At 64.6% G+C, this 22,535-nt stretch carries 21 protein-coding genes and 1 tRNA gene; 12 read left to right on the forward strand and 10 right to left on the reverse strand.

Translation table 11 applies throughout. The features are described 5' to 3' along the window. Positions 1 to 51: 51 nt before the first annotated feature. Positions 52 to 3,312: a carbamoyl-phosphate synthase large subunit gene (gene carB, locus JJ918_RS07725; RefSeq protein WP_291885431.1), complete on the reverse strand. Its 3,261-nt coding sequence runs from the start codon at positions 3,310 to 3,312 to the stop codon at positions 52 to 54. Positions 3,313 to 3,723: 411 nt separating this feature from the next. Between carB and JJ918_RS07730 the strand changes: the two genes are divergently transcribed. Together JJ918_RS07730 and JJ918_RS07735 are read left to right on the forward strand one after the other, a co-directional pair. Further along, the gene (locus JJ918_RS07730) at positions 3,724 to 4,293 is read left to right on the forward strand and encodes a DUF2975 domain-containing protein (protein WP_291885434.1); all 570 of its coding nucleotides are present in this window, start codon (positions 3,724 to 3,726) and stop codon (positions 4,291 to 4,293) included. Beyond that, a complete protein-coding gene (locus tag JJ918_RS07735) occupies positions 4,290 to 4,526 on the forward strand; it encodes a helix-turn-helix transcriptional regulator (RefSeq protein WP_291885437.1) in 237 nt (78 codons plus the stop codon). The genes JJ918_RS07730 and JJ918_RS07735 overlap by 4 nt, the downstream gene beginning before the upstream one ends. On the opposite strand, the gene JJ918_RS07740 is transcribed toward JJ918_RS07735, so the two are convergent. Together JJ918_RS07740 and carA are read right to left on the reverse strand one after the other, a co-directional pair. After that, on the reverse strand, positions 4,500 to 6,017 hold the full coding sequence (locus JJ918_RS07740) for a peptide ABC transporter substrate-binding protein (protein ID WP_291885440.1): 1,518 nt from the start codon (positions 6,015 to 6,017) through the stop codon (positions 4,500 to 4,502). The genes JJ918_RS07735 and JJ918_RS07740 overlap by 27 nt on opposite strands. Before the next feature lie 313 nt (positions 6,018 to 6,330). After that, on the reverse strand, positions 6,331 to 7,503 hold the full coding sequence (gene carA, locus JJ918_RS07745; protein WP_291885443.1) for a glutamine-hydrolyzing carbamoyl-phosphate synthase small subunit: 1,173 nt from the start codon (positions 7,501 to 7,503) through the stop codon (positions 6,331 to 6,333). A gap of 380 nt (positions 7,504 to 7,883) precedes the next feature. On the opposite strand from carA, the gene JJ918_RS07750 reads away from it, so the two are divergent. Next, positions 7,884 to 8,351, forward strand: a complete 468-nt coding sequence (locus JJ918_RS07750) for a GatB/YqeY domain-containing protein (RefSeq protein ID WP_291885446.1) — start codon at positions 7,884 to 7,886, stop codon at positions 8,349 to 8,351. Positions 8,352 to 8,353: 2 nt separating this feature from the next. Here the strand turns inward: JJ918_RS07750 and JJ918_RS17240 are convergent, their stop codons facing one another. Further along, positions 8,354 to 9,085: a DUF3800 domain-containing protein gene (locus JJ918_RS17240; RefSeq protein ID WP_367277666.1), complete on the reverse strand. Its 732-nt coding sequence runs from the start codon at positions 9,083 to 9,085 to the stop codon at positions 8,354 to 8,356. Between the two features lie 238 nt (positions 9,086 to 9,323). Between JJ918_RS17240 and dnaG the strand changes: the two genes are divergently transcribed. The 6 genes from dnaG (at position 9,324) to JJ918_RS07780 (ending at position 15,756) form a co-directional block, all read left to right on the forward strand. Further along, positions 9,324 to 11,162: a DNA primase gene (gene dnaG, locus JJ918_RS07755; protein WP_291885447.1), complete on the forward strand. Its 1,839-nt coding sequence runs from the start codon at positions 9,324 to 9,326 to the stop codon at positions 11,160 to 11,162. Between the two features lie 53 nt (positions 11,163 to 11,215). Then, positions 11,216 to 13,318, forward strand: a complete 2,103-nt coding sequence (gene rpoD / locus JJ918_RS07760) for an RNA polymerase sigma factor RpoD (RefSeq protein WP_291885450.1) — start codon at positions 11,216 to 11,218, stop codon at positions 13,316 to 13,318. 143 nt (positions 13,319 to 13,461) lie between these two features. After that, on the forward strand, positions 13,462 to 13,782 hold the full coding sequence (locus JJ918_RS07765; RefSeq protein WP_291885452.1) for a hypothetical protein: 321 nt from the start codon (positions 13,462 to 13,464) through the stop codon (positions 13,780 to 13,782). Continuing rightward, on the forward strand, positions 13,779 to 14,060 hold the full coding sequence (locus tag JJ918_RS07770; RefSeq protein ID WP_291885455.1) for a type II toxin-antitoxin system RelE/ParE family toxin: 282 nt from the start codon (positions 13,779 to 13,781) through the stop codon (positions 14,058 to 14,060). Before JJ918_RS07765 ends, JJ918_RS07770 begins: the two co-directional genes overlap by 4 nt. A 272-nt stretch (positions 14,061 to 14,332) precedes the next feature. After that, a complete protein-coding gene (locus JJ918_RS07775; RefSeq protein ID WP_291885458.1) occupies positions 14,333 to 15,277 on the forward strand; it encodes a S41 family peptidase in 945 nt (314 codons plus the stop codon). A gap of 56 nt (positions 15,278 to 15,333) precedes the next feature. Next, positions 15,334 to 15,756, forward strand: a complete 423-nt coding sequence (locus JJ918_RS07780; RefSeq protein WP_291885461.1) for a secondary thiamine-phosphate synthase enzyme YjbQ — start codon at positions 15,334 to 15,336, stop codon at positions 15,754 to 15,756. A 51-nt stretch (positions 15,757 to 15,807) separates the two neighbouring features. Here the strand turns inward: JJ918_RS07780 and JJ918_RS07785 are convergent, their stop codons facing one another. The 3 genes from JJ918_RS07785 to JJ918_RS07795 form a co-directional block, all read right to left on the reverse strand. Then, positions 15,808 to 16,752: a DUF4349 domain-containing protein gene (locus JJ918_RS07785; RefSeq protein ID WP_291885464.1), complete on the reverse strand. Its 945-nt coding sequence runs from the start codon at positions 16,750 to 16,752 to the stop codon at positions 15,808 to 15,810. A 115-nt stretch (positions 16,753 to 16,867) separates the two neighbouring features. Continuing rightward, positions 16,868 to 17,806: a peptidoglycan DD-metalloendopeptidase family protein gene (locus JJ918_RS07790; protein ID WP_291885467.1), complete on the reverse strand. Its 939-nt coding sequence runs from the start codon at positions 17,804 to 17,806 to the stop codon at positions 16,868 to 16,870. After that, positions 17,806 to 18,492, reverse strand: coding sequence for a hypothetical protein (locus tag JJ918_RS07795; RefSeq protein ID WP_291885470.1), 687 nt, complete (start codon positions 18,490 to 18,492; stop codon positions 17,806 to 17,808). Before JJ918_RS07795 ends, JJ918_RS07790 begins: the two co-directional genes overlap by 1 nt. A gap of 327 nt (positions 18,493 to 18,819) precedes the next feature. Here JJ918_RS07795 and panD point away from each other — a divergent pair, with 327 nt between their 5' ends. Together panD and JJ918_RS07805 are read left to right on the forward strand one after the other, a co-directional pair. Further along, positions 18,820 to 19,185, forward strand: a complete 366-nt coding sequence (gene panD / locus JJ918_RS07800) for an aspartate 1-decarboxylase (protein ID WP_291885472.1) — start codon at positions 18,820 to 18,822, stop codon at positions 19,183 to 19,185. Positions 19,186 to 19,270: 85 nt separating this feature from the next. Continuing rightward, positions 19,271 to 19,435 carry a hypothetical protein gene (locus JJ918_RS07805; RefSeq protein ID WP_291885475.1) on the forward strand — a complete coding sequence of 55 codons (165 nt, stop codon included), beginning with the start codon at positions 19,271 to 19,273 and terminating at the stop codon, positions 19,433 to 19,435. A 90-nt stretch (positions 19,436 to 19,525) separates the two neighbouring features. On the opposite strand, the gene JJ918_RS07810 is transcribed toward JJ918_RS07805, so the two are convergent. Then, complete coding sequence (locus tag JJ918_RS07810; RefSeq protein WP_291885477.1) at positions 19,526 to 20,233, reverse strand: SIMPL domain-containing protein; 708 nt, start codon at positions 20,231 to 20,233, stop codon at positions 19,526 to 19,528. A 212-nt stretch (positions 20,234 to 20,445) separates the two neighbouring features. Between JJ918_RS07810 and JJ918_RS07815 the strand changes: the two genes are divergently transcribed. After that, positions 20,446 to 20,522 (forward strand) — tRNA-Ile (locus tag JJ918_RS07815). A gap of 136 nt (positions 20,523 to 20,658) precedes the next feature. On the opposite strand, the gene JJ918_RS07820 is transcribed toward JJ918_RS07815, so the two are convergent. Beyond that, on the reverse strand, positions 20,659 to 21,432 hold the full coding sequence (locus JJ918_RS07820; protein WP_291885480.1) for a LytTR family DNA-binding domain-containing protein: 774 nt from the start codon (positions 21,430 to 21,432) through the stop codon (positions 20,659 to 20,661). After that, positions 21,429 to 22,514: a sensor histidine kinase gene (locus tag JJ918_RS07825; protein WP_291885483.1), complete on the reverse strand. Its 1,086-nt coding sequence runs from the start codon at positions 22,512 to 22,514 to the stop codon at positions 21,429 to 21,431. The genes JJ918_RS07820 and JJ918_RS07825 overlap by 4 nt, the downstream gene beginning before the upstream one ends. Positions 22,515 to 22,535 lie beyond the last annotated feature (21 nt).

Raw genomic sequence — 22,535 nt, forward strand, 5'->3', positions numbered from 1 at the left:
ACCACTTATCTTCGGGAGTGGAAGGCAGGCTAGCCTCCACGAAGTTGACCATCAAGAGTAGGTCTGCAGGGCCACAGGTTCAAGCGCTCCTTCATCGATCCGGCGCAAGGACAGGATTGCGGCGCGTGCGGCCGAGGCTGTCGTGTAGCACGGGATGCGCATGTCCAGGGCCGTACGGCGGATCGAATAGCTGTCCAGATGCGACTGGCGGCCCTCGGTGGTGTTGAAGATCAGCTGGACTTCGCCGTTCTTCATCAGGTCGACAATATGCGGCCGGCCCTCGAACACCTTGTTGACGCGGGTCACCGGCACGCCGGCATCCTCGAACACGGTGGCGGTGCCCGCGGTGGCGAGAATCTTGAAGCCGAGCATCACCAGAACGCGCGCCGGCTCGACCATCGCGGCCTTGTCGCCCTCGCGCAGCGAGATGAAGACGCCGCCCGAGCGCGGCAGTTTCACACCGGCACCCAGCTCGGCCTTGGCGAAGGCGGCCTCGAACATGGTGTCGATGCCCATCACCTCGCCGGTGGAACGCATTTCCGGGCCCAGAACCGGGTCGACGCCGGGGAAGCGGGCCCAGGGCATCACCGCTTCCTTGACGGAGATGTGTTTCGGTGCCGGATCCTTCAGGCCGAAATCCTTCAGCTTGGCGCCGGCCATCACCTTGGCGGCGATCTTGGCGACCGGCTGGCCGATGGCCTTGGCCACGAAGGGCACGGTGCGCGAGGCGCGCGGATTGACTTCGAGCACGTAGATCTCGCCGCCCTTTACCGCGAACTGCACGTTCATCAGGCCTTTCACGCCGATGGCCTTGGCCATGGCGACGGCTTCCGCCTTCAGCTCGTCGACCATTTCTTTCGAGAGCGAGTAGGGCGGCAGCGAGCAGGCGCTGTCGCCGGAGTGGACGCCGGCTTCCTCGATATGCTGCATCACGCCGGCCACCCACACATCCTCGCCGTCGCAGATCGCGTCGACATCGACCTCGTCGGCATCGGTGAGATAGCGGTCCAAGAGGAGCGGGGACTTGCCGGAGACGTGCACGGCTTCACGCAGATAGCGGTCGAAACTGTCGATCTCGCGGATAATCTCCATCGCCCGGCCGCCCAGCACATAGGAGGGGCGCAGCACCAGCGGGAAGCCGAGCTTCTCGGCTTCGGCGCGCGCCTGTTCTTCGGAGGAGGCGATGGCGTTGGGCGGCTGTTTCAGGTTCAGCCGGTCCAGGAGGTCCTTGAAGCGCCAGCGGTCTTCGGCCAGGTCGATGGCGTCCGGCGCGGTGCCGAGGATCGGCACGCCTTCCGCTTCCAGCTCGCCGGCGATCTTCAGCGGGGTCTGGCCGCCATACTGCACGACCACGCCCAGCAGCTCGCCCTTTTCCTGTTCCTTGGCGATCAGTTCGAGCGTGTCCTCGAGGGTCAGCGGCTCGAAATACAGGCGGTCGGCGGTGTCATAATCGGTCGAGACGGTTTCCGGATTGCAGTTCACCATGATCGACTCGATGCCCATCTCGCCGAAGGCGAAAGCGGCATGGCAGCAGCAATAGTCGAACTCGATGCCTTGGCCGATCCGGTTCGGGCCGCCGCCGAGGATGATGGCTTTCTTCGCATCCGAAGGATCGCTTTCGCAATCCGCCGTCTCGCTGCCGAAGGCCGGCATCTCGTAGGTGGAATACATGTAGGGCGTCGCGGCGAAGAATTCGGCGGCGCAGGTGTCGACCCGCTTGAAGACCGGGCGCACGCCCAGGGCGCGGCGCGCCTTGCGCACATCGGCTTCCTCGCGCTTGACCAGCTTGGCCAGACGGGCGTCCGAGAAGCCCATGGCTTTGAGATTGCGGAAGCCTTCGGCGGTTTCCGGCAGCCCCATTGTGGCAATGTCTTCCTCGGCGTGAACGATCGCCTCGATCTGGCGCAGGAACCAGGGCTCGTACAGCGAGGCCGCGCGCACTTCCTCGACGCTCAGGCCTTCGCGGAACGCCTGGGCAATCACGCGCAGACGGTCCGGCGTGGCCACCGACAGGGCGGCGCGCACGGCTTCCTTGCGGGCATCCTCGCTGGCGGCTTCCTCGACACCGGGGATATCGACCTCGTCGAAACCGGTCAGGCCGGTTTCCATCGAGCGCAGAGCCTTCTGCACGCTTTCATGGAAGGTGCGGCCGATCGACATGGCTTCGCCGACCGACTTCATCGACGTGGTCAGGCGGTTGTCGGCGCCGGGATATTTCTCGAAGGCAAAGCGCGGGATCTTCGTGACGACATAGTCGATCGTCGGCTCGAAGGAGGCCGGGGTGGCGCCGTCGGTGATGTCGTTGGCGATCTCGTCCAGCGTGTAGCCGACGGCCAGTTTGGCGGCGACCTTGGCGATCGGGAAGCCGGTGGCCTTGGAGGCCAGCGCCGAGGAGCGCGACACGCGCGGGTTCATCTCGATGACGACCATGCGGCCGTCTTCCGGATTGACGGCGAACTGTACGTTCGAGCCGCCGGTCTCCACACCGATCTCGCGCAGCACGGCCAGCGAGGCCGAGCGCATGATCTGGTATTCCTTGTCGGTCAGCGTCAGGGCCGGCGCCACGGTGATCGAGTCGCCGGTGTGCACGCCCATCGGATCGATATTCTCGATCGAGCAGATGATGATGCAATTGTCCGCCCGGTCGCGGACGACTTCCATCTCGAATTCCTTCCAGCCGACAATGCTCTCCTCGACGAGGATTTCATCGACCGGCGAGGCATCGAGACCGGTTTTGCAGATCGCCTCGTATTCCTCGACATTGTAGGCGATGCCACCGCCCGTGCCGCCCAGGGTGAAGGAGGGGCGGATGATCGCCGGCAGGCCGATCTCCGGCAGCACGGCCTCGGCCTCGGCCATGGTGTGCACGGTGCGCGAGCGCGGGCTTTCCAGGCCGATCTTGTCCATCGCGGCGCGGAAGCGTTCGCGGTTCTCCGCCTTGTCGATCACGTCCGCCTTGGCGCCGATCATCTCGACCCCGAACAGGTCCAGCACGCCGCGCTTGTTCAGCTCCAGCGCGCAGTTGAGCGCGGTCTGGCCGCCCATGGTCGGCAGCAGCGCGTCGGGGCGTTCCTTCTCGATCACCTTGGCGACCATTTCCGGCGTGATCGGCTCGATATAGGTCGCGTCCGCCAACTCCGGATCGGTCATGATCGTGGCCGGGTTGGAATTGACCAGGATGACCCGGTAGCCCTCGGATTTCAGCGCCTTCACCGCCTGAACGCCGGAGTAGTCGAACTCGCAGGCCTGGCCGATCACGATGGGACCGGCGCCGATGATCAGGATGGATTTGATGTCGGTGCGTTTGGGCATCAGCGCGGGCCTTCTTTGTCGTGCGCGCGCGCCCGTCGCGGCGTTCCCGGTCGGGATGCCGTGCAGGCGCGTCGGTTTTGGTGCTGAAGCGGGTACCTAACGCGGAATCGGAGCGAAGGCGAGGGGGAAACTGAGGGATTCGGTGCGTTAGGTGGTAACGGACTGAATTAAATATGAAATAGCCCGCATTTTGGGGCGGACAACCGCCGCGGCCGGCGGGTATCGGCAATCGGGAGAAACTGGTCCGGCCGGGCTCTGGTGTGTGAGAGAAGGCGAGACCCGGTCAGTCAGGCACGAACCGCAACGGCTGGGGGTATGGGTTGATACGGTGGTGCTCCCGATTGCCGATATCTGACGATTCAACTAATATCGGAAAAAATTCAAGTGAAACTTTAATTCAGGATGCAGTTCGTGACCGATAATGCGCCCGCCGCACACCGCAATGATGCCCGTATCCGCGGGCTGAGCCGCTTTCTCGCCATCGCCACGCTGGTGCTCATGGCCCTGCAGCCGCTGGTGGTCTGGGGGGCATGGATGCTGCCCGACCTGTCCGGCATGCTGGAGCGGCCGGTGCCCGGCAACGGGCTGGGCGGGCCGTCGCTGGACTGGTTCATCCTGCCTGTACGCCTCGGTGCTGCGGGCATTGCCACCGTCCCGGTCGTGATCACGCTGTACGGGCTGTGGGGCTTGCGCGGCCTGTTCACCGAGTGTGCGCAGGGGCGGTATTTCTCGGCCGAAGCCGTGACGGGCTTCCGGCAGTTCGCCCTGGCAAGCCTGGTGAATGCGCTGTGGTCGCCCGTCGGTCATACGGTGATGGGCGTCTATCTCTCGGTCGCCAACCCGCATGTGCCGAACGCGCTGGAAATCGCCTTCTCCTCGCGCGATGTCCAGGCCATCGGCCTGGCGCTGCTCTTCTTCCTGGTGGCGCATATCCTGGCAGAGGGCCGCCGCAAGCAGGAGGAGCTGGAGCTGATCCTGTGAGCGATGAGGACGAGACCCTGCCCGGCGAGATCATCGTCCATCTCGATGTCTGGCTGGCGCGCCGCAAGATCCGCTCGAAGGACCTGGCCGACCGGATCGGTGTCAGCGAACAGGCCCTGTCGATGATCAAGACGGGCAAGATCAAGGGCGTGCGCTTCTCCACCCTGATCGCCCTGTGCGACGCCCTCGACTGCCAGCCGGGCGATCTATTCGAGTTCCGGCGCAAGCAGTGACAATTCCCGCCACAGCATGGGCTGGATGTCGCTGCGGGTTCCTGCGACCCGGTCCGACACCATCCAGTGCGCGCGTTCGTGCAGCAGCGGGATGATGGCGGTCTCCTCGAACAGGCGCGCTTCGGCCTGCTGGTAGGCGAGGGCGCGGGCGGCCGGGTCGGTCTCGCGCCGGGCGCGGGCCATGGCGTCGGCGAACGCCGAGTCCTGCCAGTTGAAATTGTCGGCAAACCCGCCGGGCGCGAACGGGTCCAGCATGAAGAAGGGATCGGCCTTCAGGCCGCGATTGAAGCTGGCGACGGCGACATCGTAATCGCCGGCATCGACGGCCTGGTAGAGATCGGTGGCATAGGTCACGAAGATCTCGGTCTCCACACCGGCGCGCTGCCAGTCGTCCGCCACGGCAAGGGCGATGCGCTCATTGTCGCCCGGCGTGGTGCGGATCTGCAGCGGTCGGCCGATCTCCAGCGCCGGGCTTGCGCCCGCGGCTCCGGCTTCCGGATCGATCACCGGCACGACATGGCGCGTCGGACTGGCCGTGCCGGCAAAGAATTCCTCGGCGATGAAGCCGCGATCGATCGCCCCGGACAAGGCGCGGCGCGTTTCGGCCGCGGCCAGCGGTGCGCGGGCGTGATTGAGCTTGAGATAGCGCAGGATCGGTGCGTCGAAACTGCGGAAACGTTCGCCCAGCCGGTCGCGCAGGAAGCCGATCTGGTTGGCCGGCGGCTGGTCGGCCAGGTCGTAATCGCCGGCCCGGAACAGGCGCACCCGTGTGGCGGCATCCTGCACCGCATCCAGCCGGATGGCCGGGATCGCCACCCGCGCGGCGTCGTAATAGGCGGGGTTGCGGGCGAGGGCGAGATGCAGCTGGCTTTCGCCGGTCAGCGTGTAGGCGCCGGCCGTGACCAGGTTTTCCGGCCGCACCCAGTCGGCGCCATGGCGTTCGATGACGTGGCGCGGGAAGGGATAGAATTCACGCATCAGGACGGGCAGCAGGCCCAGCGGATCGGTGAGACGGAACTCGACGCTCCGTTCGTTCAGCGCGGTGACCCCCATCGCCTCGGGCGGCATCTCGCCGGCCAGCACCGCGCGGGCGTTTTCGATGGCGAAGAAGTCGCCCAGCCGGGCAAAACTCTGGGCGGGATCGACCAGACGCCGGGCCGACCAGACGACATCCTCGGCAGTCAGCGGATGCCCGTCCGACCAGGTCAGCCCGTCGCGCAGATGGAAATACCAGAGCCGCCCGTCTTCGCGGAAGGTCCAGCTTTCCGCCAGCCCCGGCGCGACGGAGCCGTCCGGCGCATACTCGGTCAGTCCGGCGTGCAGCTGCTTGTAGGCAAGGGCCGCCGAGGCGAATTCGCCCCGCGCCGGGTCGAGACTGTCGGGCAGGTTCGTCGTCGCGACGCGCAGCAGCCCGTCCGGCGGTGCCGAGCGGCTGCAGCCGGTCAGACCTGCAGCAACGGAGGCAGCGAGAAGTGTACGTCGGTTGAGCATCACAGGATGATGCTGTGATGCGCGCCGGGCAGCCAGCCCTTTTTGAACCTGCGCTCAGCCGGCGGCGTCGATGCTGTTTGCTCGCTTCCCTACGCCGCCGTCACCCTGGCGAAGGTCAGGGCCCAGTTCGAAAACCTGGATTGAGCCAGACTTGGCGCAAAAGCGTCCTGAGACCTGGATCCTGACTTTCGTCAGGATGACGGGTTGTGGTCGGGGTCAGGAATATGACCGGGGGAATTTTCGAACTTCGCCGGGGTGAGCGCTCCGCCGCCTTGCACGCGGTGGCGCCTTCACCCGGTCGTGGGGAGAAGGCTCAGGCTTCAGCCTTTGCCTTCAGCTCGCCGACAAACCGGTCGAACACGCCGAAACTGTCTTGCGGGCCCGGGCTGGCTTCCGGGTGGTGCTGAACGGCCCAGACGGGCTTGTCGGTCAGCTTGAAGCCGGAATTGGAACCGTCGAACAGCGAGACATGGGTTTCAACCGCGTTGGACGGCAGGGTCGAACCATCGACCGCGAAACCGTGATTCATGGAGACAATCTCCACCTGGCCGGTCTCGTGGTTCTTCACCGGGTGATTGGCGCCGTGATGGCCCTGGGGCATTTTTGCGGTCTTGGCACCGAGCGCGAGCGCCAGCATCTGGTGGCCCAGGCAGATGCCCAGGGCCGGGATGCCGGCCTCGATGACGGCCTTGATGGTCGGCAGGGCATACTTGCCCGTCTCCGCCGGGTCGCCCGGACCGTTGGAAAAGACCACACCATCGGGATTGAGGGCTTTCACCTCGTCGATGCCCGCCTTGCCCGGCAGCACCGTGACGCGGGCGCCCGCGCCGGTGAGCAGGCGCAGGATGTTGGCCTTCACGCCATAGTCGAGCACCACGACGCGCGGACCGTCTTCCGGTCCGGCGGCATAGCCCTCGCCGAGTACCCAATTGCCTTCGCTCCACTCGCCGGCGGCTTCGCGGGTGACGTCGGCGGCAAGCTCGCGGCCTTCCATGGTCGGCGCGGCAGCAGCAGCGGCCTTGAGCGCCTCGATATCGATATTGCCGGAGGGATCATGGGCGATGGCGCACATGGCCATGCCCTTCTCGCGGATGCGGCGGGTGAGGGCGCGCGTGTCGATCCCGGTCACCGAGACGATGCCGCGCGTGCGCAGCCATTCCTCGAAAGAGGTCTCGGCGCGCCAGTTGGCCGGCGGGGTGATCGCAGCGCGGGACACCATGCCGACGGCGGCCTTGCGGGCCGGATCGCTGGCGGCTTCCTCGTCTTCCGCATTGGCGCCGACATTGCCGACATGCGGGAAGGTGAAGCAGACGACCTGTCCGGCATAGGACGGGTCGGCCAGGATTTCCTGGTGGCCGGTCATCGCCGTGTTGAAGCACAGCTCGCCGATCGCGGTTCCGCTTGCGCCGGTCCCGTGGCCCAGGAAGACCTGTCCGTCTGCAAGGGCGATAGCGCCTGTGGCCTGCGTCGGATCGGGCTGCGACATGGGGCTCTCCTGCCTTGCGGGGACGCGGGTCGGGCGGCCGGGGAATCGGCTGCATCCTGACGTCCGGATAAACGGGCGCTTCGCTAGTCTCTTCGCTCCGCCGGGTCAATACCGCAAGTCCGGTTCCCGGCCGGATCGATCAATCTTTATGACTGCGGGTCGATGAGGGGTTGATTATTATGCGGCGAGGGCATATTCCCCCGGCCCTTGTTTCAGAGGCTGCAAGGCCGAGGATGAGCAGACAGTCAGGAACGCATCTGCGGACAACGGACCCGGACGCTCGAAACAAATGGCGCTTCCCGGAGGCGCGCGAACACTTTTTCACACCGGAGATTTCGTGACGGGTTGCCAAAGGGCACCCAGAATGGACCAGTTACATCATGTCTCTTCGTGACCGTATCACCGACGAACTGAAATCCGCCCTCAAGGCTGGCGACAAGACGCGTCTGTCGACGCTCCGCCTGATCTCTGCGGCGATCAAGGACCGTGACATCGCGGCGCGCGCGGAAGACCGCTGCGCCGGCTGCGAGGACACGGAAATCATGGCCATCCTGCAAAAGCTGGCCAAGCAGCGCGACGAAAGCGCCGAGACCTATGAAAAGGCCGGCCGCCTGGATCTCGCCGAGGCCGAGCGCGGCGAAGCGGAGATTGTCCGCGAATTCCTGCCCAAGCCGATGGACAGCACCGAAATCGAGCACGCGGCCCAGATCGTCGTCAGCGAACTCGATGCCTCCGGCCTGAAGGATATGGGCCGTGTGATGGGCGAGCTGAAGACCCGCTATGCCGGCCGCATGGATTTCGGCCAGGCGGGCGCCAAGGTGAAGACGCTGCTCGCCGGCGCGGCCTGAGTTCATCTTTGCCTGCACGCATGGCAGTTACATACGGCGTCTTTGGGGGTGTGGTGCACCAGACCGTGTACCACACCGCCCTCAGCGTCAAATTTACCTGAAATACAATCGAAGTACTGGGACTCGCCATTCTCGTAGTAGCGCCGCATCGCGTGCGCGATCAAATCGGCAAACTGGATCATCCGTGTAGATTTGCTATCTACGAACATAGGAACGTCACACAAGTTGTAGAGTTGTCCCCACTTGTGTCCTATGGATCGAAAGTCCCGCGCCAGAGATTGCAGGGATGTTTCGTATGAAGACTTATCAAGAACTATAAGTCCGCGTTGTGTATCCCCTTTTTTGTGCAGCCGACCCAGATACCTGTCAAAACGGTTGCACATATGTTCAAAGGCAAATTCCATGGGGTCGTCCGGCGAGACTGCGGCTTTGTGTATCGCCGCGGCAAAAATGCGGACGTTATTTGACGATCCCAATATGTTCAGGGCGTCCTTGTAGGCGCTAATGCGAGGTTCTTTGTTGATCCCTCGCCAGTGTCGCTTTCCGCTGAGTATGTCTGTCCCTCGAAATTCAATTGACTGAGGGGAGTCGGGCCAAATGCGCTCTGCCAGCATATCCAGTCGCTGCGAGAGCCAGTGAGGCATCCGCTCGAAGACGGTCAGCCCGGCCAGAATGATGTGAGTGTCGCTCGGATTACCGACCGACCCTGAATCATCCAGATATAATATGTGCATATGAAGAAAAAGGCGGCCGAGCGCAGCAAGCGCTGCAACGATCTGCTAAGGCAAATCTCTCAACCGCACCTCCTAGTTAGACCCGGAGTGAGTAAATATCAAGTTGCTCGAATATGCGTGTTTATTGCTGAAAATGCAAGCTTGGGTAGAATTTCGATGAAACGAAGAGTGACGCCGGAAGCTTTCGGGCGCATCATGTCCGGCTGTGACAACGGACGGGTGAGGCAAACGCTTTCAGATGCGGCTGGGTGAGGATTTCATCGACGAGATCAAGGCGCGGGTCCGCCCGTCGGACCTGATCGGCCGCACCGTGCAGCTGAAACGCCAGGGCCGCGAATTCGTCGGCCTGTCGCCCTTCAAGAAAGAACGTACGCCGTCGTTTTTCGTCAATGACGACAAGCGCTTCTACCATTGCTTTGCCAGTGGCAAGCATGGCGACGTCTTCACCTGGCTCGAGGAAATGGAAGGCCTCTCCTTCATGGAGGCGGCGGAGCGGCTGGCCGGCGAGGCCGGGCTGCGCCTGCCAGAGCCGGATCCGGAAGCTCACGAGAAGACCGTCCACCGCAAATCCCTCGTGGAATGGATGGAGGTGGCCCAGGCTTTTTATCTGCGGGCCCTGCGCCAGCCGGAAGGCGAGGCGGCGCGGACCTATCTCAAGGGGCGCGGCCTGACCGGTCAGGACTGTGTGCGTTTCGGTATCGGCTTCGCCCCTGACGGGCGGACGGCGCTGAAGGACGAGCTGGTGACGGCCGGGGCGCCGGTCGAGGACCTGGTCGAGTGCGGCCTGCTGATCCAGCCCGATCACGGTTCGCCCTATGACCGGTTCCGCGACCGCATCATGTTCCCGATCCACGATCCGCGCGGCCGGCTGGTCGCCTTTGGCGGCCGGGCGCTGAACAAGGACGCGCGGGCGAAGTATCTCAACTCGCCCGAGACGCCGATCTTCCACAAGGGTTCGGTGCTCTATCGCTATCCCGAAGCGCGCAAGGCGGCCTCCGATCCCAAGCAGACGATCCGCGGCCTGATCGTAGCAGAAGGCTATCTCGACGTGATCGCCCTGGCGCGCGCCGGGCTGGACCATGGCGTGGCCCCGCTGGGCACGGCCGTCACCGAGGACCAGATCCAGCTCTTGTGGCGCGCCGGTGGCGAGCCGGTGATGTGCCTGGACGGCGACAGTGCCGGCCGTGGGGCGGCCTTCAAGGCGGCCGACCGGGCGCTGCCGCTGCTGCAGCCGGGCAAGACGCTGCGCTTTGCCTTCATGCCTGAGGGCAAGGATCCGGACGATCTCCTGCGCGAGGAGGGCGCCAATGCGCTGCGCGCGGTGTTCACCGAGACCCGTTCGCTGGCCGATCTCCTGTGGGAGCGCGAGGTTCATGCCGAACCGCTCGACGATCCGGATCGCCGGGCCGGCTTCCGCAGGCGGATCCGGGGGCTTGTTTCCCAGATCGCCGATACCGATATACGCGAAGAATACCGGCGTGAGTTCGACCAGCGCATGGACGCGCTGTTCGGCGGCCGGCCGCAGCAGACGCGGCGGACCTCCGGAGCTTACGGGCGGAAAATGCCGCCCATGCGGGCCAGCGCCGAACTGAAACGCAAGACGCAGGCTGCAGGCCGGCAACCGGCCGATCATCTGGCGCGTCACCTGCTTCTCGCCGCGATCGATTACCCCGATATCGCGGTCGACCAGGTGGAGACATTGGCGCTTTTGCGCCTCGGTTCGCTTGACTCACTGCGCGACGCCGTTTTAGACGCCTGCTCTTCTGGGCAGTCTGTGCAAACCGACACGCTTAGGGCCAGATTGGCCGAAGCCGGATATGCGGCAACGATGAAGCGGTTGGACGGAGAGCGCGGCCCCATGCAGGCGGCACTGGGCGGAACGGAGGCGTCCTTCAAGGCACGAACACAGGCTTGGACGCGCCTGGCAGCAGCCTATATGGAACGAAGCGAGGCACAGCGCCGGCGCGACGAGATACGCGCACGGCTGAACGAAGAAATTGGCAGGGACGATTCCGAGAGTGTGCGGCGGCTGGTCGAGGCCTGGCGCCGGGAAACCTCGCGATCGGAACCGTCCTGACACGGAACACATTCCAATTGTGCGCACTGGGCAGCGCGACAAGGGACGAATAAATGAGCAAAACGGCCGAAGCCAACGACGCATCGGAACCCCAGGACGGTCCGCTTCTGGACCTGACGGACCAGTCGGTCAAGAACATGATCAAAACCGCGAAGAAGCGCGGTTATGTGACCCATGACGAGCTGAACGCCGTTCTGCCGAGCGAGGAATTTTCCTCCGAGCAGATCGAGGACGTGCTCGCGCAGCTGTCCGAGATGGGCATCAATGTCGTCGACAGCGAGACCGACGTCGACGATGACGGCGACAACGCCAAGGCGAATGCCTCCGGCGATGACGATGACAGCGACGATGACGAGGACGAGAGCGACAGCCGCTCCGTCGCGGCCGCCAGCGGCAAGGCCGCCGTGGTGGGCCAGAATACCGGCTCGTCCGCCGACCGTACCGACGACCCCGTGCGCATGTATCTGCGCGAGATGGGCTCGGTCGAGCTTCTCTCCCGCGAGGGCGAGATCGCGATCGCGAAGCGCATCGAGGCCGGCCGCAATGCGATGATCCGCGGCCTGTGCGAAAGCCCGCTGACCTTCGAAGCCATCATGGTCTGGCGCGACGAGCTGCAGGAAGGCCAGGTCCTGCTGCGCGACATCATCGACCTCGACGCCACCTATGGCGGCCAGCAGGCCGAGGGTGAAGAGGGCGAGGACGGTGAGGGCGAAGCCGAGGGCGCAGCCCCCGCGGCAGCGCCGGCCGACCCGCAGGACAAGTCCGGCGACGAAGACGAGACGTCTGCCAAGAAGTCCTCCCGCGACGATGACGACGAGGATGAGGACGACGAGGACTCTGAAGGCTCCGGCGATGACGACGAGGATGATGATGACGAGGACGACGGTGCCTCGCTCTCCCTGTCGGCGATGGAAGCCGAGCTGCGCGACGGCGTCATGGAGACGCTGGACTCGATCGCGTCCGACTTCGCCGCTTTCCGCAAGCTGCAGGACAAGCTGGTTGCCGCCCGTATCGAGGGCAAGGACCTGACCAAGCAGAGCCGGGAAAAATACGAGGGGCTGCAGAACTCCATCGTCACCCAGCTCAATACGATGCACCTCAACAATGCGCGTATCGAGGCTCTGGTCGAACAGCTCTATGCGATCAACAAGGAACGCATGTCGCTGGAAGGCAAGCTCTTGCGCATGGCCGACGCCCATGGCGTGCCGCGCGCGCAGTTCATGGACAGCTATTTCGGCAATGAGCTCAATCCGGACTGGCCGGGCTCCATGGGCGGCACGTCCAAGGCCTGGGACCGCTTCATCGATCGCGAAGCGACCGATGCGGGCAAGATCCGTGATGAGCTGGCCGATCTGACCCAGCGCGCCGGCGTGCCGATCGAGGATCTGCGCCGCATCGTGCGCACCGTTCAGAAGGGCGAGCGCGAGGCCCGCGTGGCCAAGAAGGAGATGGTCGAGGCGAACCTGCGCCTGGTGATCTCCATCGCCAAGAAATACACCAATCGCGGCCTGCAATTCCTGGATCTGATCCAGGAAGGCAATATCGGTCTGATGAAGGCTGTCGACAAATTCGAATACCGCCGCGGCTACAAGTTCTCGACCTATGCCACCTGGTGGATCCGGCAGGCGATCACCCGCTCGATCGCCGACCAGGCGCGCACCATCCGTATCCCGGTGCACATGATCGAGACGATCAACAAGATCGTCCGCACCTCGCGCCAGATGCTGCACGAGATCGGCCGCGAGCCGACCCCGGAAGAACTGGCCGAAAAGCTCGCCATGCCGCTGGAAAAAGTGCGCAAGGTGATGAAGATCGCCAAGGAGCCGATCTCCCTGGAAACGCCGATCGGCGATGAGGAAGACAGCCATCTGGGCGATTTCATCGAGGACAAGAATGCCGTCCTGCCGATCGATGCCGCCATCCAGGCCAATCTGCGCGAAACCACGACCCGCGTGCTCGCCTCGCTCACCCCGCGTGAGGAGCGCGTGCTGCGCATGCGTTTCGGCATCGGCATGAACACCGACCACACGCTGGAAGAAGTCGGACAGCAATTCTCGGTGACCCGCGAACGGATCCGCCAGATCGAGGCCAAGGCCTTGCGCAAGCTCAAGCATCCGAGCCGTTCGCGCAAACTCCGCAGCTTCCTGGACAATTGATCCGCCGAAGGCGGATCATCCCGGACCCGTTCCGGGATCCGGACGCAACACGCTCAACGAAAAGCCGGCCTTCGGGCCGGCTTTTTTTGTTGGCGCCGGCCTGTCCAATCGACTTCCCGGGACTTCGGCCCTAGAGTTTAGCGATGAACGCCAAACTCCGTGCGATTGAGGTCGATGAGACGACGGCGGCGCTGCTCGAGGCCCGAGCCGCGGCACGCAATCTCACCGTGGCAGAGCTATTGGCTGACCTGGCCGCCAGCGAAGCAGGTTTGCCGGCAGACCTGGCTGAGCAGCGGGCGGCCGGAACAGGACCCTGGTCGCCGGAAGTGCTGGCCGAGGATGAGCGCAGACTGCTGGCCTTCCGCGAGGTGCGCAGCGGTGCTGACTGGAGCGATGTCCGGGACTGGATGGAGAGCTGGGGGCGTCCGTCTGAAGACCCTGCTCCGAAGGCTCGCAAGCTTTGAAGGTCAGGGTCTCAGGGGCCGCGCTGCAGGATATAGCGCGCCTGAGGACCTTCCTCTCCGACCAGGCCGCACCCGCGGCCCCGCGAGTGGCGGCAGTGATCGTGTCGGCGATCGAAAACCTGTCGACCTTCCCGCGACTGGGGCGAACATCGTCCGGGAATATCCGCGAACTCTTCATCCCCTTCGGACAGGCCGGCTATATCGTCCGCTATGCCATCTTTGAGAATGCGGAAGAGATCGTGATCCTTCGCGTGTGGCACGGCCGGGAGGCGCGCTGACTTGGCTGCAGGGGCAGAGGAGCAATTCCGGCGTCTCTAGTCCTGTTCCGCCTGTATGCGCGATCTGTCGACCTGCCTGTCTGTGATCGTGCTGACCAATCGCGAGGAAAGCCCTGAGGCCCTGTCGCCCATGGCGATCGCCTGGGCTGCCGCTCATGCCGTGGATGAATAACTGCCGGGAATAGCCCGACCTCTCCAATCCGTAAGTCCGCCGTCACTGCCCGGACGGGTGTCCGTCTGCCAAATGGACACAGGCTGAGGGAGGACATGTGATGCCGGATATCCGGGCAGTTTTGCTGGCAGTGAGCACTGCGAGCGTTCAGGTGGCGGCGGCGCAGGCGGAGGAGCCTGTTGCGTATCGCTGGTCTGCGGCGCTCGAGGAAGTCGCGGTCTATCTGGAAGACGATTACATCTACGCGCAGACCGGTGCGGCCATGGCGCGCCATCTTCGCGAGAATGGCGGCGAATACGATCAGGCCGCCGATCTGGACGCGCTTGCGCAAGCGCTGACGGGAGATCTCTACGATATCGCTCAGGACCACCATTTACGCCTGTGGACCCAGGGCAGCCGTGCCGCACCGTCGCGAGCGCCGATGTCCCGCGAACAGATCGAGCATTGCCGCACGGCCTCGATCGAGCACCGCTGGCTGGCGCCGGATATCGGCTATATCCAGTTTCCGCGCTTCCGGTCCGAGCCGGAGTATCTGGCCGGTTTCGATGCCGCGATGGAGACGCTGGACGGGGCGGATGCGATCATTCTCGATCTGCGCGCCAATTGCGGTGGTGACGAGATGGCGGTGCGCCATCTCTCGACCTATTTCTTCGATCAGCCGACCCATCTGGTGAGTTCGCAGATCGGCGATGGCGAGCCGCGCGAGCGCTGGACGCTGGATACCGTCCCCGGACCGCGCCAGCCCGCGGCCGCGCTCTACATCCTGGTCGACAATGGCACGTTCTCGGCCGCTGAATCCTTCAGCTTCGGCATGCGTGCGACGGGCCGTGCGACACTGGCCGGCATCCCCACAGGCGGTGGTGGACATTTCGGCGCAACGGTCGAGCTGGACAGCGGCATGCGGATGTTCCTGCCGATCGGCCGTACTTTCGATCCGCGCACAGGCGAGGGCTGGGAGGCGACGGGGATCATGCCGGACGTCCGGACAGACACGTCGGATGCAGCGCTCGATGCGGCGGTGGCGGACTTCAGGGCCGCACATTGAAGACTGGTGCCGGGGGCGGGCTTGCTCTTGTGGCGTGAGCGCGCGACAAACAGGCCATGCCCCTGCACCGCATCGCCATTCCCACCACCGGTCCCGGCCTCTACGAATTCTCCGGCGAGGTCGATAATTTCGTACGCAAAGTAAATCCCGCGGAAGGGGTGTTGACGGCCTATGTTCGGCATACTTCCTGCTCGCTGGTGATCCAGGAAAACGCAGACAGCGACGTGCAGCGCGACCTCGCCGAATTCTTCCGGCGGCTGGTGCCCGATGCCGACGATCCGTCCATGTCCTGGCTGTGGCACACCACGGAAGGGCCGGACGACATGCCGGCCCATATCAAGGCCGCGCTGACCCAGACCTCGCTGGGCATCCCGGTCGAGGATGGCCGCCTGCTGCTGGGTACATGGCAGGGGATCTATCTGTTCGAACACCGTCACCGCCCCCACCGCCGCGAAGTGGTTCTTCACCTCGCAGCGTAAGGGATGCGGGGAGGGCGAGGGACATGTACCTCCGGTACGTGTCCCTCCTAGCTAGCCTGCCGCCTGTTCGGCCTTGCGCTTGCGCCACAGGCTGCGCAGCCAGCGGCCCAGCAGCCAGAAGACCGGCACGATCACGATCAGCCAGGGCAGGGCCGAGGCGATGAAGGTGATGACATTGGCCAGGCCCGAGGCAAAGTTGCCGGCCAGATTGCGCAGCGCCCGGCCCAGCGGCTCGAAGGCGCCGCGGCTGACCGGCTCGATGAGTGAGGTGTAGTTCAGCGTCAGGTCCGACATGGAGACGCGGCCCCGCATGACACGCAATTGCGCCTCGGCACCCTCGATCTCGCCCTGCAGACGAGCCAGTTCGCGCTCGACACTGACGAGTTCCTCCACGCTGGCGCCGGGACGTTCCAGGAGGGCGGTGAGGCGGGTGCGCAGGGTGCGTTTGGCGGTCAGACGCGCTTCGGCGTCATAGATCGAGGCGGTCAGATCGTCGGCCGACTGGGACTGGTGCATGATGCGGCCGCCGGCGGCGTCGATCTCGCCGGCCAGCCCGTCGCGGAAATCCTCGATCCAGTCCGGCACGGCCCGCAGGGAGAGCGAGCCCGCCGAGCCGCGATCGCCCTGGGCATAGATATTGGCATTGACGACCTGGCAGGCTGCTGGTCCGGCATCGAGACAGGCCTGGCGATGCGCCTCGATCAGCGGCTCGGTCGCCTCGCGCGGGGTCTCCAGCTGGTAGTTGTAGCGATAGGCGATCAGGCGCTCGGTAATCGCATCTGCACCGCCGCCGGCAGGCTGGGGCTCGGCCTCCATCATGGCGGGCGGTGGTGCTGCGCGCTCGCGGGTGATCCGGTTGCCGGAAACGGTGATGGCGTCCTCGTCGTACAAGCCCAGTTCACTGACGGCATAGCCGTCGTTTTCGTATCGATCGGCCCCCTCGCACGCTGTCAGTGCCAGACCGACAGCGAGAACTGCCCAAACGCGTGATGTCATGATCCTGTCCTTTTCTCCCCAAGGGCGCCTCGCCCGCGGGACATGATGAGAGAAAACGGGGCCGAATTCAGGCGCGTAGCCTTCGCGCCGCTTCCCACTTTTTGCTGAAAATGCTTCAGCCACCATTCGCGGTGAGGAGGCGCTCATAACTGTCCACCAGCGCCAGATAGGGCGGCACATTCGTGTTCTGGATCTCGCCGCCGGTATCGACCGCCATCTTGATCTCGAAATGCAGGTGGATGGTGGTCGCCGTGCCGCCGAACTCGTTGGACACATAGCCGATCCGCTCGCCCTGGCTGACCCGGTCGCCGGCCTCGACCAGCAGCGTGTCCTTTTCCAGGTGGAGATAGGTGTAGCGCACGCCGTCATCGCTCATCAGGCGCACCGAATAGGAGCCGATCGAGGTGATGGTGCCGTCGGCGACGGCAACGGCCCAGTGGATCGCATCCTGGCAGGTGGCGGGGCGGATATCCTGGCCCTGATGGCCGGTGCCGGACGGGCACATGGGCGTGCCATAGCCGCGGGTCTCGCAGAAATTGTCGCGCCAGGCATAGGCGTAGTTATTGGCATTGCACTGTCCGCCGCCCGGGCCGAGATAGCCGCCATGTCCGTAGACCTGGCTGTTGGCATAGGCCTGGCCGGCCTCCATGGGAAAGCGCATGGCCGGGGAATAATTGATCTGCAGCGTCTGGCCGGTGCCGCTGTCGGCCACGAGATCGCCGGCGGGCATCCAGCTGAATTCGATGCCGGCCTCATCCTCCGGACCGGGCGGGAGTTCGGGATAGGGATCGGGTTCGGCGGGCGGGATGTCCTCACCGGGCGCCGGCGGGTCTTCGGGCTGGGGCAATTCGTCCGGCGGATCGGCCGGTTCGGGATCGGTCGGGACCGGTTCTTCCGGTTGCGGATCGGTTTCCGGGTCAGCCATGGGCGTCTCCTCTGCCATCGGGTCCGGGGCCGGCGGGGGCAGGCTGGCCTCCCGGGGCCACCAGATCATCGCCGCGACCCCTGCGGTTGCAACGGCAGCGGCGAGCGTGAGTTCCGCAGCGCGCGACATCACTCCTCTCCCGGTTCGGGGCTGCCGGCGGCGATCATCAGCGCGTCGGCGAGCTGGCGGACATAGGTTTCGGAGGTGCAGCGCGTGTCGGTCCCGGGCTCCGCGCATTCCACGGTGACGGAATAGGCGGCGCCATAGCGGTTGAAGGACAGTTCCCGGCCATACTCGGTCTGGCTGACGCGGTAGCCCGCCGGGTCGGCAGCGCGCAGCCGGCGGCGGCTGGCCGCGTCCGGTGTCACGGCATGGGCGAGGCGGGTGCCGAACACCTCAATGAGAATGTCCGGCCCGGTAATCGACAGGGTGTAGAAATCGGCCTGCGGGAAGAGGCGGGTCACGGCGCTCTCGCCTAGGCCGAGTGCGGCAGATGTGGGAATGAGGACCGGCAGGCGGGTCGCCGTCACATTGGCGGCGCCGTCATTGACCGGCTGGGGGAAGCGCTGAACCTGCCGCACGGCAACGGTCTGGGTATTGAATTGCGTCTGGGTGCGGGCATCTTCGCGCGCCGCGGTCCAGTTGATGGGCATGGTGCGCGGTGCATCCGGGGCGGCCGGCTGTTGCTGCTGTTGCACGGCGGCGAGGCTGGCCGTGCGTACGGGTTCGGCAGGCGGCCGGGTCTGTGCCGACAGGCCGAGCGAAGCGGCCGCCAGTGTCGCGATACCGGCAATACGTCCCAGGCGAGGTTCCATATCCAGCTCCCCTTTGGCGGAGTATAGCGCAGTTTTGCAGCCTGTGCATGAACCTTCGATGAGGGGCGCCCCGGTCGGAGACGGTTGTCGCGACGGTTATCACGAATGAGCGGGTTTCATGGCTTATGAGTGCCCTTGCGCCGGGCCGACCGGTATGATGGAGCCAGTTGATCGAGCGCCAGCATGTTGGGTGAAATCCGGTCCCGGGCACAACCGGTGGCGGTTCCGCGCAGGCCTGAATGCCGCAAATCCGGTTTTCGCCGTTGAAATTCCGGCCCGGCGCACGTATGTGCAGTGCAGCAACCTCTGTGTAGTCAGGAGAGCGCGATGCGCCTCACCATGATGAAATGCAAGCTTCACCGTGCGGTCGTCACCCAGGCGGACCTGCACTATGAAGGCTCCATCTCCATCGACCGCGATTATCTGGAAGCCGCCGGCATCCTGCCCTACGAGCAGGTCGATGTGCTGAACATCAATAATGGCGAGCGGTTCACGACCTATGCCATCGAGGCGCCGCGCGGCAGCCGCACCTTCGGCATCAATGGCGCTGCGGCCCGTCTGGCCCAGCCGGGCGACCGGATCATTGTCGTCGCCTATGCCGGCATGGATGCGGCCGAGGCCGAGAATTACGTGCCGACCGTGGTGTTGTTCGACGAACACAACCAGGTCGTCTCCAAGCCGAAAGCGGCCTGATCGCGCGGTCCTGAATACAACCTTCGGAACCGCACGGCCGACTGCACGTTTCTCTTTCGTCACTAACGGACGGAAGGAGCCAGTCATGCGTGCATTGAAAAGCCGGAATATCCTGCTCTACGGCGCGGTCGCCGGTCTCCTGATCCTGTCGGCAGGTCTCGCCTATGCGCTGTGGCAGGAGCAGCAGAGCGAGACGATCACCTTCGAATTCGGCGGCGAACGCATTTCCGTGGAAGCCGAGGGCGGCTAGGCGCACCAGCGCCGACCCTGCACCGGAACACAATAAAGCCCGGGCATCGTGCCGATGCCCGGGCTTTTCATGTCTGGCGGCAGGCCGTGCCTATTCGGCGATGCAGAAGTCGGCATTCACCGAGGCGTTGAGCGTCAGCTGGCCGGCGGCGACCGGCGTTGCGGCCATGTCCTCGGCAAAGCTGGCGCGCATCATCACCGGCTGCGGCGAACCCATATGCGCCTCGCCCATGCGGCGGATACCGCACAGTTCGAAACCGGCCGCGTCGGCAAACAGTTCGGCCTTGGCCAGCAGGTTGGCGATCGCCTGGCGGCGCGCCTCGTCCATGGCGTCCTCGGTATTGTCCGAGCCGAAGGTGACATTGTTGATATTGTTTGCACCGGCCTCGACCATGGCGTCGATCACGGCGCCGGTCCGGTCGGTGTCCGTCACCTTCGCGGTGACCGTGTTGCGCGCTTCATAGCCGATGATGTTCAGCTCGATCTGGCCCGGTTCACGGCGGTCCGAATAGACCGGCGAGACCGAGAGCTGCGAGGTCTGCATGTCGTTTTCGGCAACCCCGGCCTCGCGCAGCGCGGCGAAGACCGCGGCCATCGCCTGGGAATTGGCGCGCATGGCGGCCTGGGCGGTATCGGCGCGGCTGACCACGCCGGAGCTGACCTGGGCATAGTCTGGCGCGAGCTGGACTTCCGCCGTTGCCGACAGCGACAAGGTGGGTTGCGGCTCCTGGATCTGGGCGAAGGCCGAACCGGCCGTCAGGGCGGTCAGGGCGGTGGTGGCGATAAGTGCGCGGAACATGGGTGTCCTCCTGTGATTTCGATGTCTGGCGCCAGACTAACACTGCCGCAGCTGAGTGAAGCCTGAATGGCATCGGCCCAATTCGGCCATCAAGATTGCAACGTCTTAATGCGCACGCGGTTTCCCGGAAACGACATCCAGATGCGACCGCCTGCGGCCACATCTTGGCGAGACACGCACAACCCGGTATCGAGAGACTACGCCGATACGGCGGGCCTGTAGCTCAATTGGTTAGAGCCGGCGGCTCATAACCGCTTGGTTGGGGGTTCGAGTCCCTCCGGGCCCACCACCCTTCGCCCTGCGGGCTTCGGGTGGCAAGCCACCCGAAGCCCGCACTTGGGGCGAAGAGGTGCCCCGCCGAAGCCTTGGCGAAGGCGGGCTTGCTTGCAACACGCTCCACACCACCCGCTGGCAGAACCCTGTTTTCAGGATGATGCCGCGACATCGATCGCGTCGACGAGCCGGCCGTAGAAGCGGCGGCCGACGGGGATTTCCTCGCCGCTGTCGAGTGTGACGAGACGCAGCCCGGTATCGCGGGAGACGGCCTGGATGCGGTCGAGATTGACGATGTGCGAGCGATGGATGCGTTGCAGGGCGGTGCCTTCGAACGCGGTTTCAAGCCGTGCCATGGTTTCTCGCACCATGTGACGGTCGCGGCCGGTATGGATGAAGGCATAGTCGCGGCAGGCTTCCACGTGCCGGATGTCGGAAATGGGAATCCGGATCGTGCGCCCGCCGACATTGGCCCAGTAGACCGGCTGTTCCGGCGTTTCCGGCGGATGCGGCGTAACGGAATGCAGCCGCAGGGCGGCGCTCTCCACCGCCTGCATCAGCGGGCGCAGGGACAGCCGTGAACGGGCCCGTTCTATGGCGCCGCGCAGGCGGTCGGGATCGACCGGTTTGAGGACATAGTCGATCGCCTCGATATCGAAGGCGTCGACGGCGAACTGGTCGTAGGCGGTAATGAAGATGATCAGCGGGTTTCCCGCCTGTTTCAGTTCGCGCGCGAAGGTCATGCCGTCCATCTGCGGCATTTCGATATCCAGGAGTACCAGGTCGGGCTGGCGCGCTTCGCACAGATGCATCGCCGAGGCGGCCGACCGCGCACTGCCCACGATTGCAGTTGCCGGAATGGTTTCGATCATGCGGCGCAAGCTGGAGATGGCGAGCGGTTCGTCGTCAATGATGGCGATCTTCATTCTGCGGCCTCCCTCAGGACCGGAAACGGAAGTGTCAGGCGGCATTCGAACGTGCCGGCTTCCGGGCGGTCCGTTTCCAGCGATGCTTCTCCGGCGAACAACAGATGCAGGCGTTGTTTGAGATTGCGCAGACCGACGCCGGAATGGCGTTGCGGATCGGCCGGGCGCGGCGCGTCCGGCAATCCGTCATTCCAGATGCAGATCATGACGCCCTGCAGCATGCTGTTGATCCTGATGCGGGCGCTGACCGGAGCGAGGGCGTGCGCCACGCCGTGCTTGACGATGTTCTCGACGAGCGGCTGAAGCGAGAAGCGCGGCAGGGTTACGTCGCCCAGCCCCGGCTCCACGGACCAGTCCACATTCAGACGATCGGAGAAGCGCAGTTTCTCGATGGCCAGATAGGCCTTGGCCGCGTCGATCTCGTCGTTCAGCGTCGCCAGGGGTGAGCCTTCACCGTTCAGGCTGCGCCGCAGGAGATGGCCGAGATGGATCACGGCATGGCGGGCATCCGGCGCCCGGTCCAGCACGATCAGCGAAGCGACCGTGTTGAGCGCGTTGAACAGGAAGTGCGGATTGATCTGGCTTTCCAGAAAGGACAGGCGCGTCTCGAACTGGGCGCGTTCCAGCATCAGGTTTTTCTGCCGCTCCTCGGCGACCTGGTGCTGTGACAGCATGAACAGGCTGGCGCCCAGCCAGATGCCATAAGTCCAGATGGTGTTGCCTGTCAGGCTGAGGCTGAAATAGAGCAGGACGAGTTCGAGCGTGAGCGGCTCGGTTTCCTTGGTCAGGAAACTCACGATCGAGTCGAAACCGGCATAGGCCAGCAGGGCCGCGGCCGCGGCCAGCCAGGCCAGCTTGCTCTTCAGCCCGCGGCGCACGAACACCGTGAAACAGGCCTGCTCCACGACAATTCCGAACGAGACGCTGGCAATGATCTTCAGATAGGTGACCCGTGTGATGTAGACGTCGAGCAGATGGGGCAGCACCACCAGCGACAGAAGCTGGGCCAGCCCGAGGACGACAACGAGGATCACCCCGAATATGCGGATCCTCAAGACAGGGTTGGACAGGCTCTGGGGCACTCAGGCGCTCCGGTAAGCGGA

The organism is Maricaulis sp. (assembly GCF_017642925.1).
Lineage (GTDB): Bacteria > Pseudomonadota > Alphaproteobacteria > Caulobacterales > Maricaulaceae > Maricaulis.

What these genes read in the sequence shown, in the direction of transcription:
- carB (WP_291885431.1), bottom strand. Translation starts at nt 3,312, where the DNA reads ATGCCCAAACGCACCGACATCAAATCCATCCTGATCATCGGCGCCGGT.
- JJ918_RS07790 (WP_291885467.1), bottom strand. Translation starts at nt 17,806, where the DNA reads ATGTCGCGCGCTGCGGAACTCACGCTCGCCGCTGCCGTTGCAACCGCA.
- panD (WP_291885472.1), top strand. Translation starts at nt 18,820, where the DNA reads ATGCGCCTCACCATGATGAAATGCAAGCTTCACCGTGCGGTCGTCACC.
- JJ918_RS07820 (WP_291885480.1), bottom strand. Translation starts at nt 21,432, where the DNA reads ATGAAGATCGCCATCATTGACGACGAACCGCTCGCCATCTCCAGCTTG.
- JJ918_RS07805 (WP_291885475.1), top strand. Translation starts at nt 19,271, where the DNA reads ATGCGTGCATTGAAAAGCCGGAATATCCTGCTCTACGGCGCGGTCGCC.
- JJ918_RS07810 (WP_291885477.1), bottom strand. Translation starts at nt 20,233, where the DNA reads ATGTTCCGCGCACTTATCGCCACCACCGCCCTGACCGCCCTGACGGCC.
- JJ918_RS17240 (WP_367277666.1), bottom strand. Translation starts at nt 9,085, where the DNA reads ATGCACATATTATATCTGGATGATTCAGGGTCGGTCGGTAATCCGAGC.
- JJ918_RS07775 (WP_291885458.1), top strand. Translation starts at nt 14,333, where the DNA reads ATGCCGGATATCCGGGCAGTTTTGCTGGCAGTGAGCACTGCGAGCGTT.
- carA (WP_291885443.1), bottom strand. Translation starts at nt 7,503, where the DNA reads ATGTCGCAGCCCGATCCGACGCAGGCCACAGGCGCTATCGCCCTTGCA.
- JJ918_RS07750 (WP_291885446.1), top strand. Translation starts at nt 7,884, where the DNA reads ATGTCTCTTCGTGACCGTATCACCGACGAACTGAAATCCGCCCTCAAG.
- rpoD (WP_291885450.1), top strand. Translation starts at nt 11,216, where the DNA reads ATGAGCAAAACGGCCGAAGCCAACGACGCATCGGAACCCCAGGACGGT.
- JJ918_RS07785 (WP_291885464.1), bottom strand. Translation starts at nt 16,752, where the DNA reads ATGACATCACGCGTTTGGGCAGTTCTCGCTGTCGGTCTGGCACTGACA.
- dnaG (WP_291885447.1), top strand. Translation starts at nt 9,324, where the DNA reads ATGCGGCTGGGTGAGGATTTCATCGACGAGATCAAGGCGCGGGTCCGC.
- JJ918_RS07765 (WP_291885452.1), top strand. Translation starts at nt 13,462, where the DNA reads ATGAACGCCAAACTCCGTGCGATTGAGGTCGATGAGACGACGGCGGCG.
- JJ918_RS07795 (WP_291885470.1), bottom strand. Translation starts at nt 18,492, where the DNA reads ATGGAACCTCGCCTGGGACGTATTGCCGGTATCGCGACACTGGCGGCC.
- JJ918_RS07740 (WP_291885440.1), bottom strand. Translation starts at nt 6,017, where the DNA reads ATGCTCAACCGACGTACACTTCTCGCTGCCTCCGTTGCTGCAGGTCTG.
- JJ918_RS07780 (WP_291885461.1), top strand. Translation starts at nt 15,334, where the DNA reads ATGCCCCTGCACCGCATCGCCATTCCCACCACCGGTCCCGGCCTCTAC.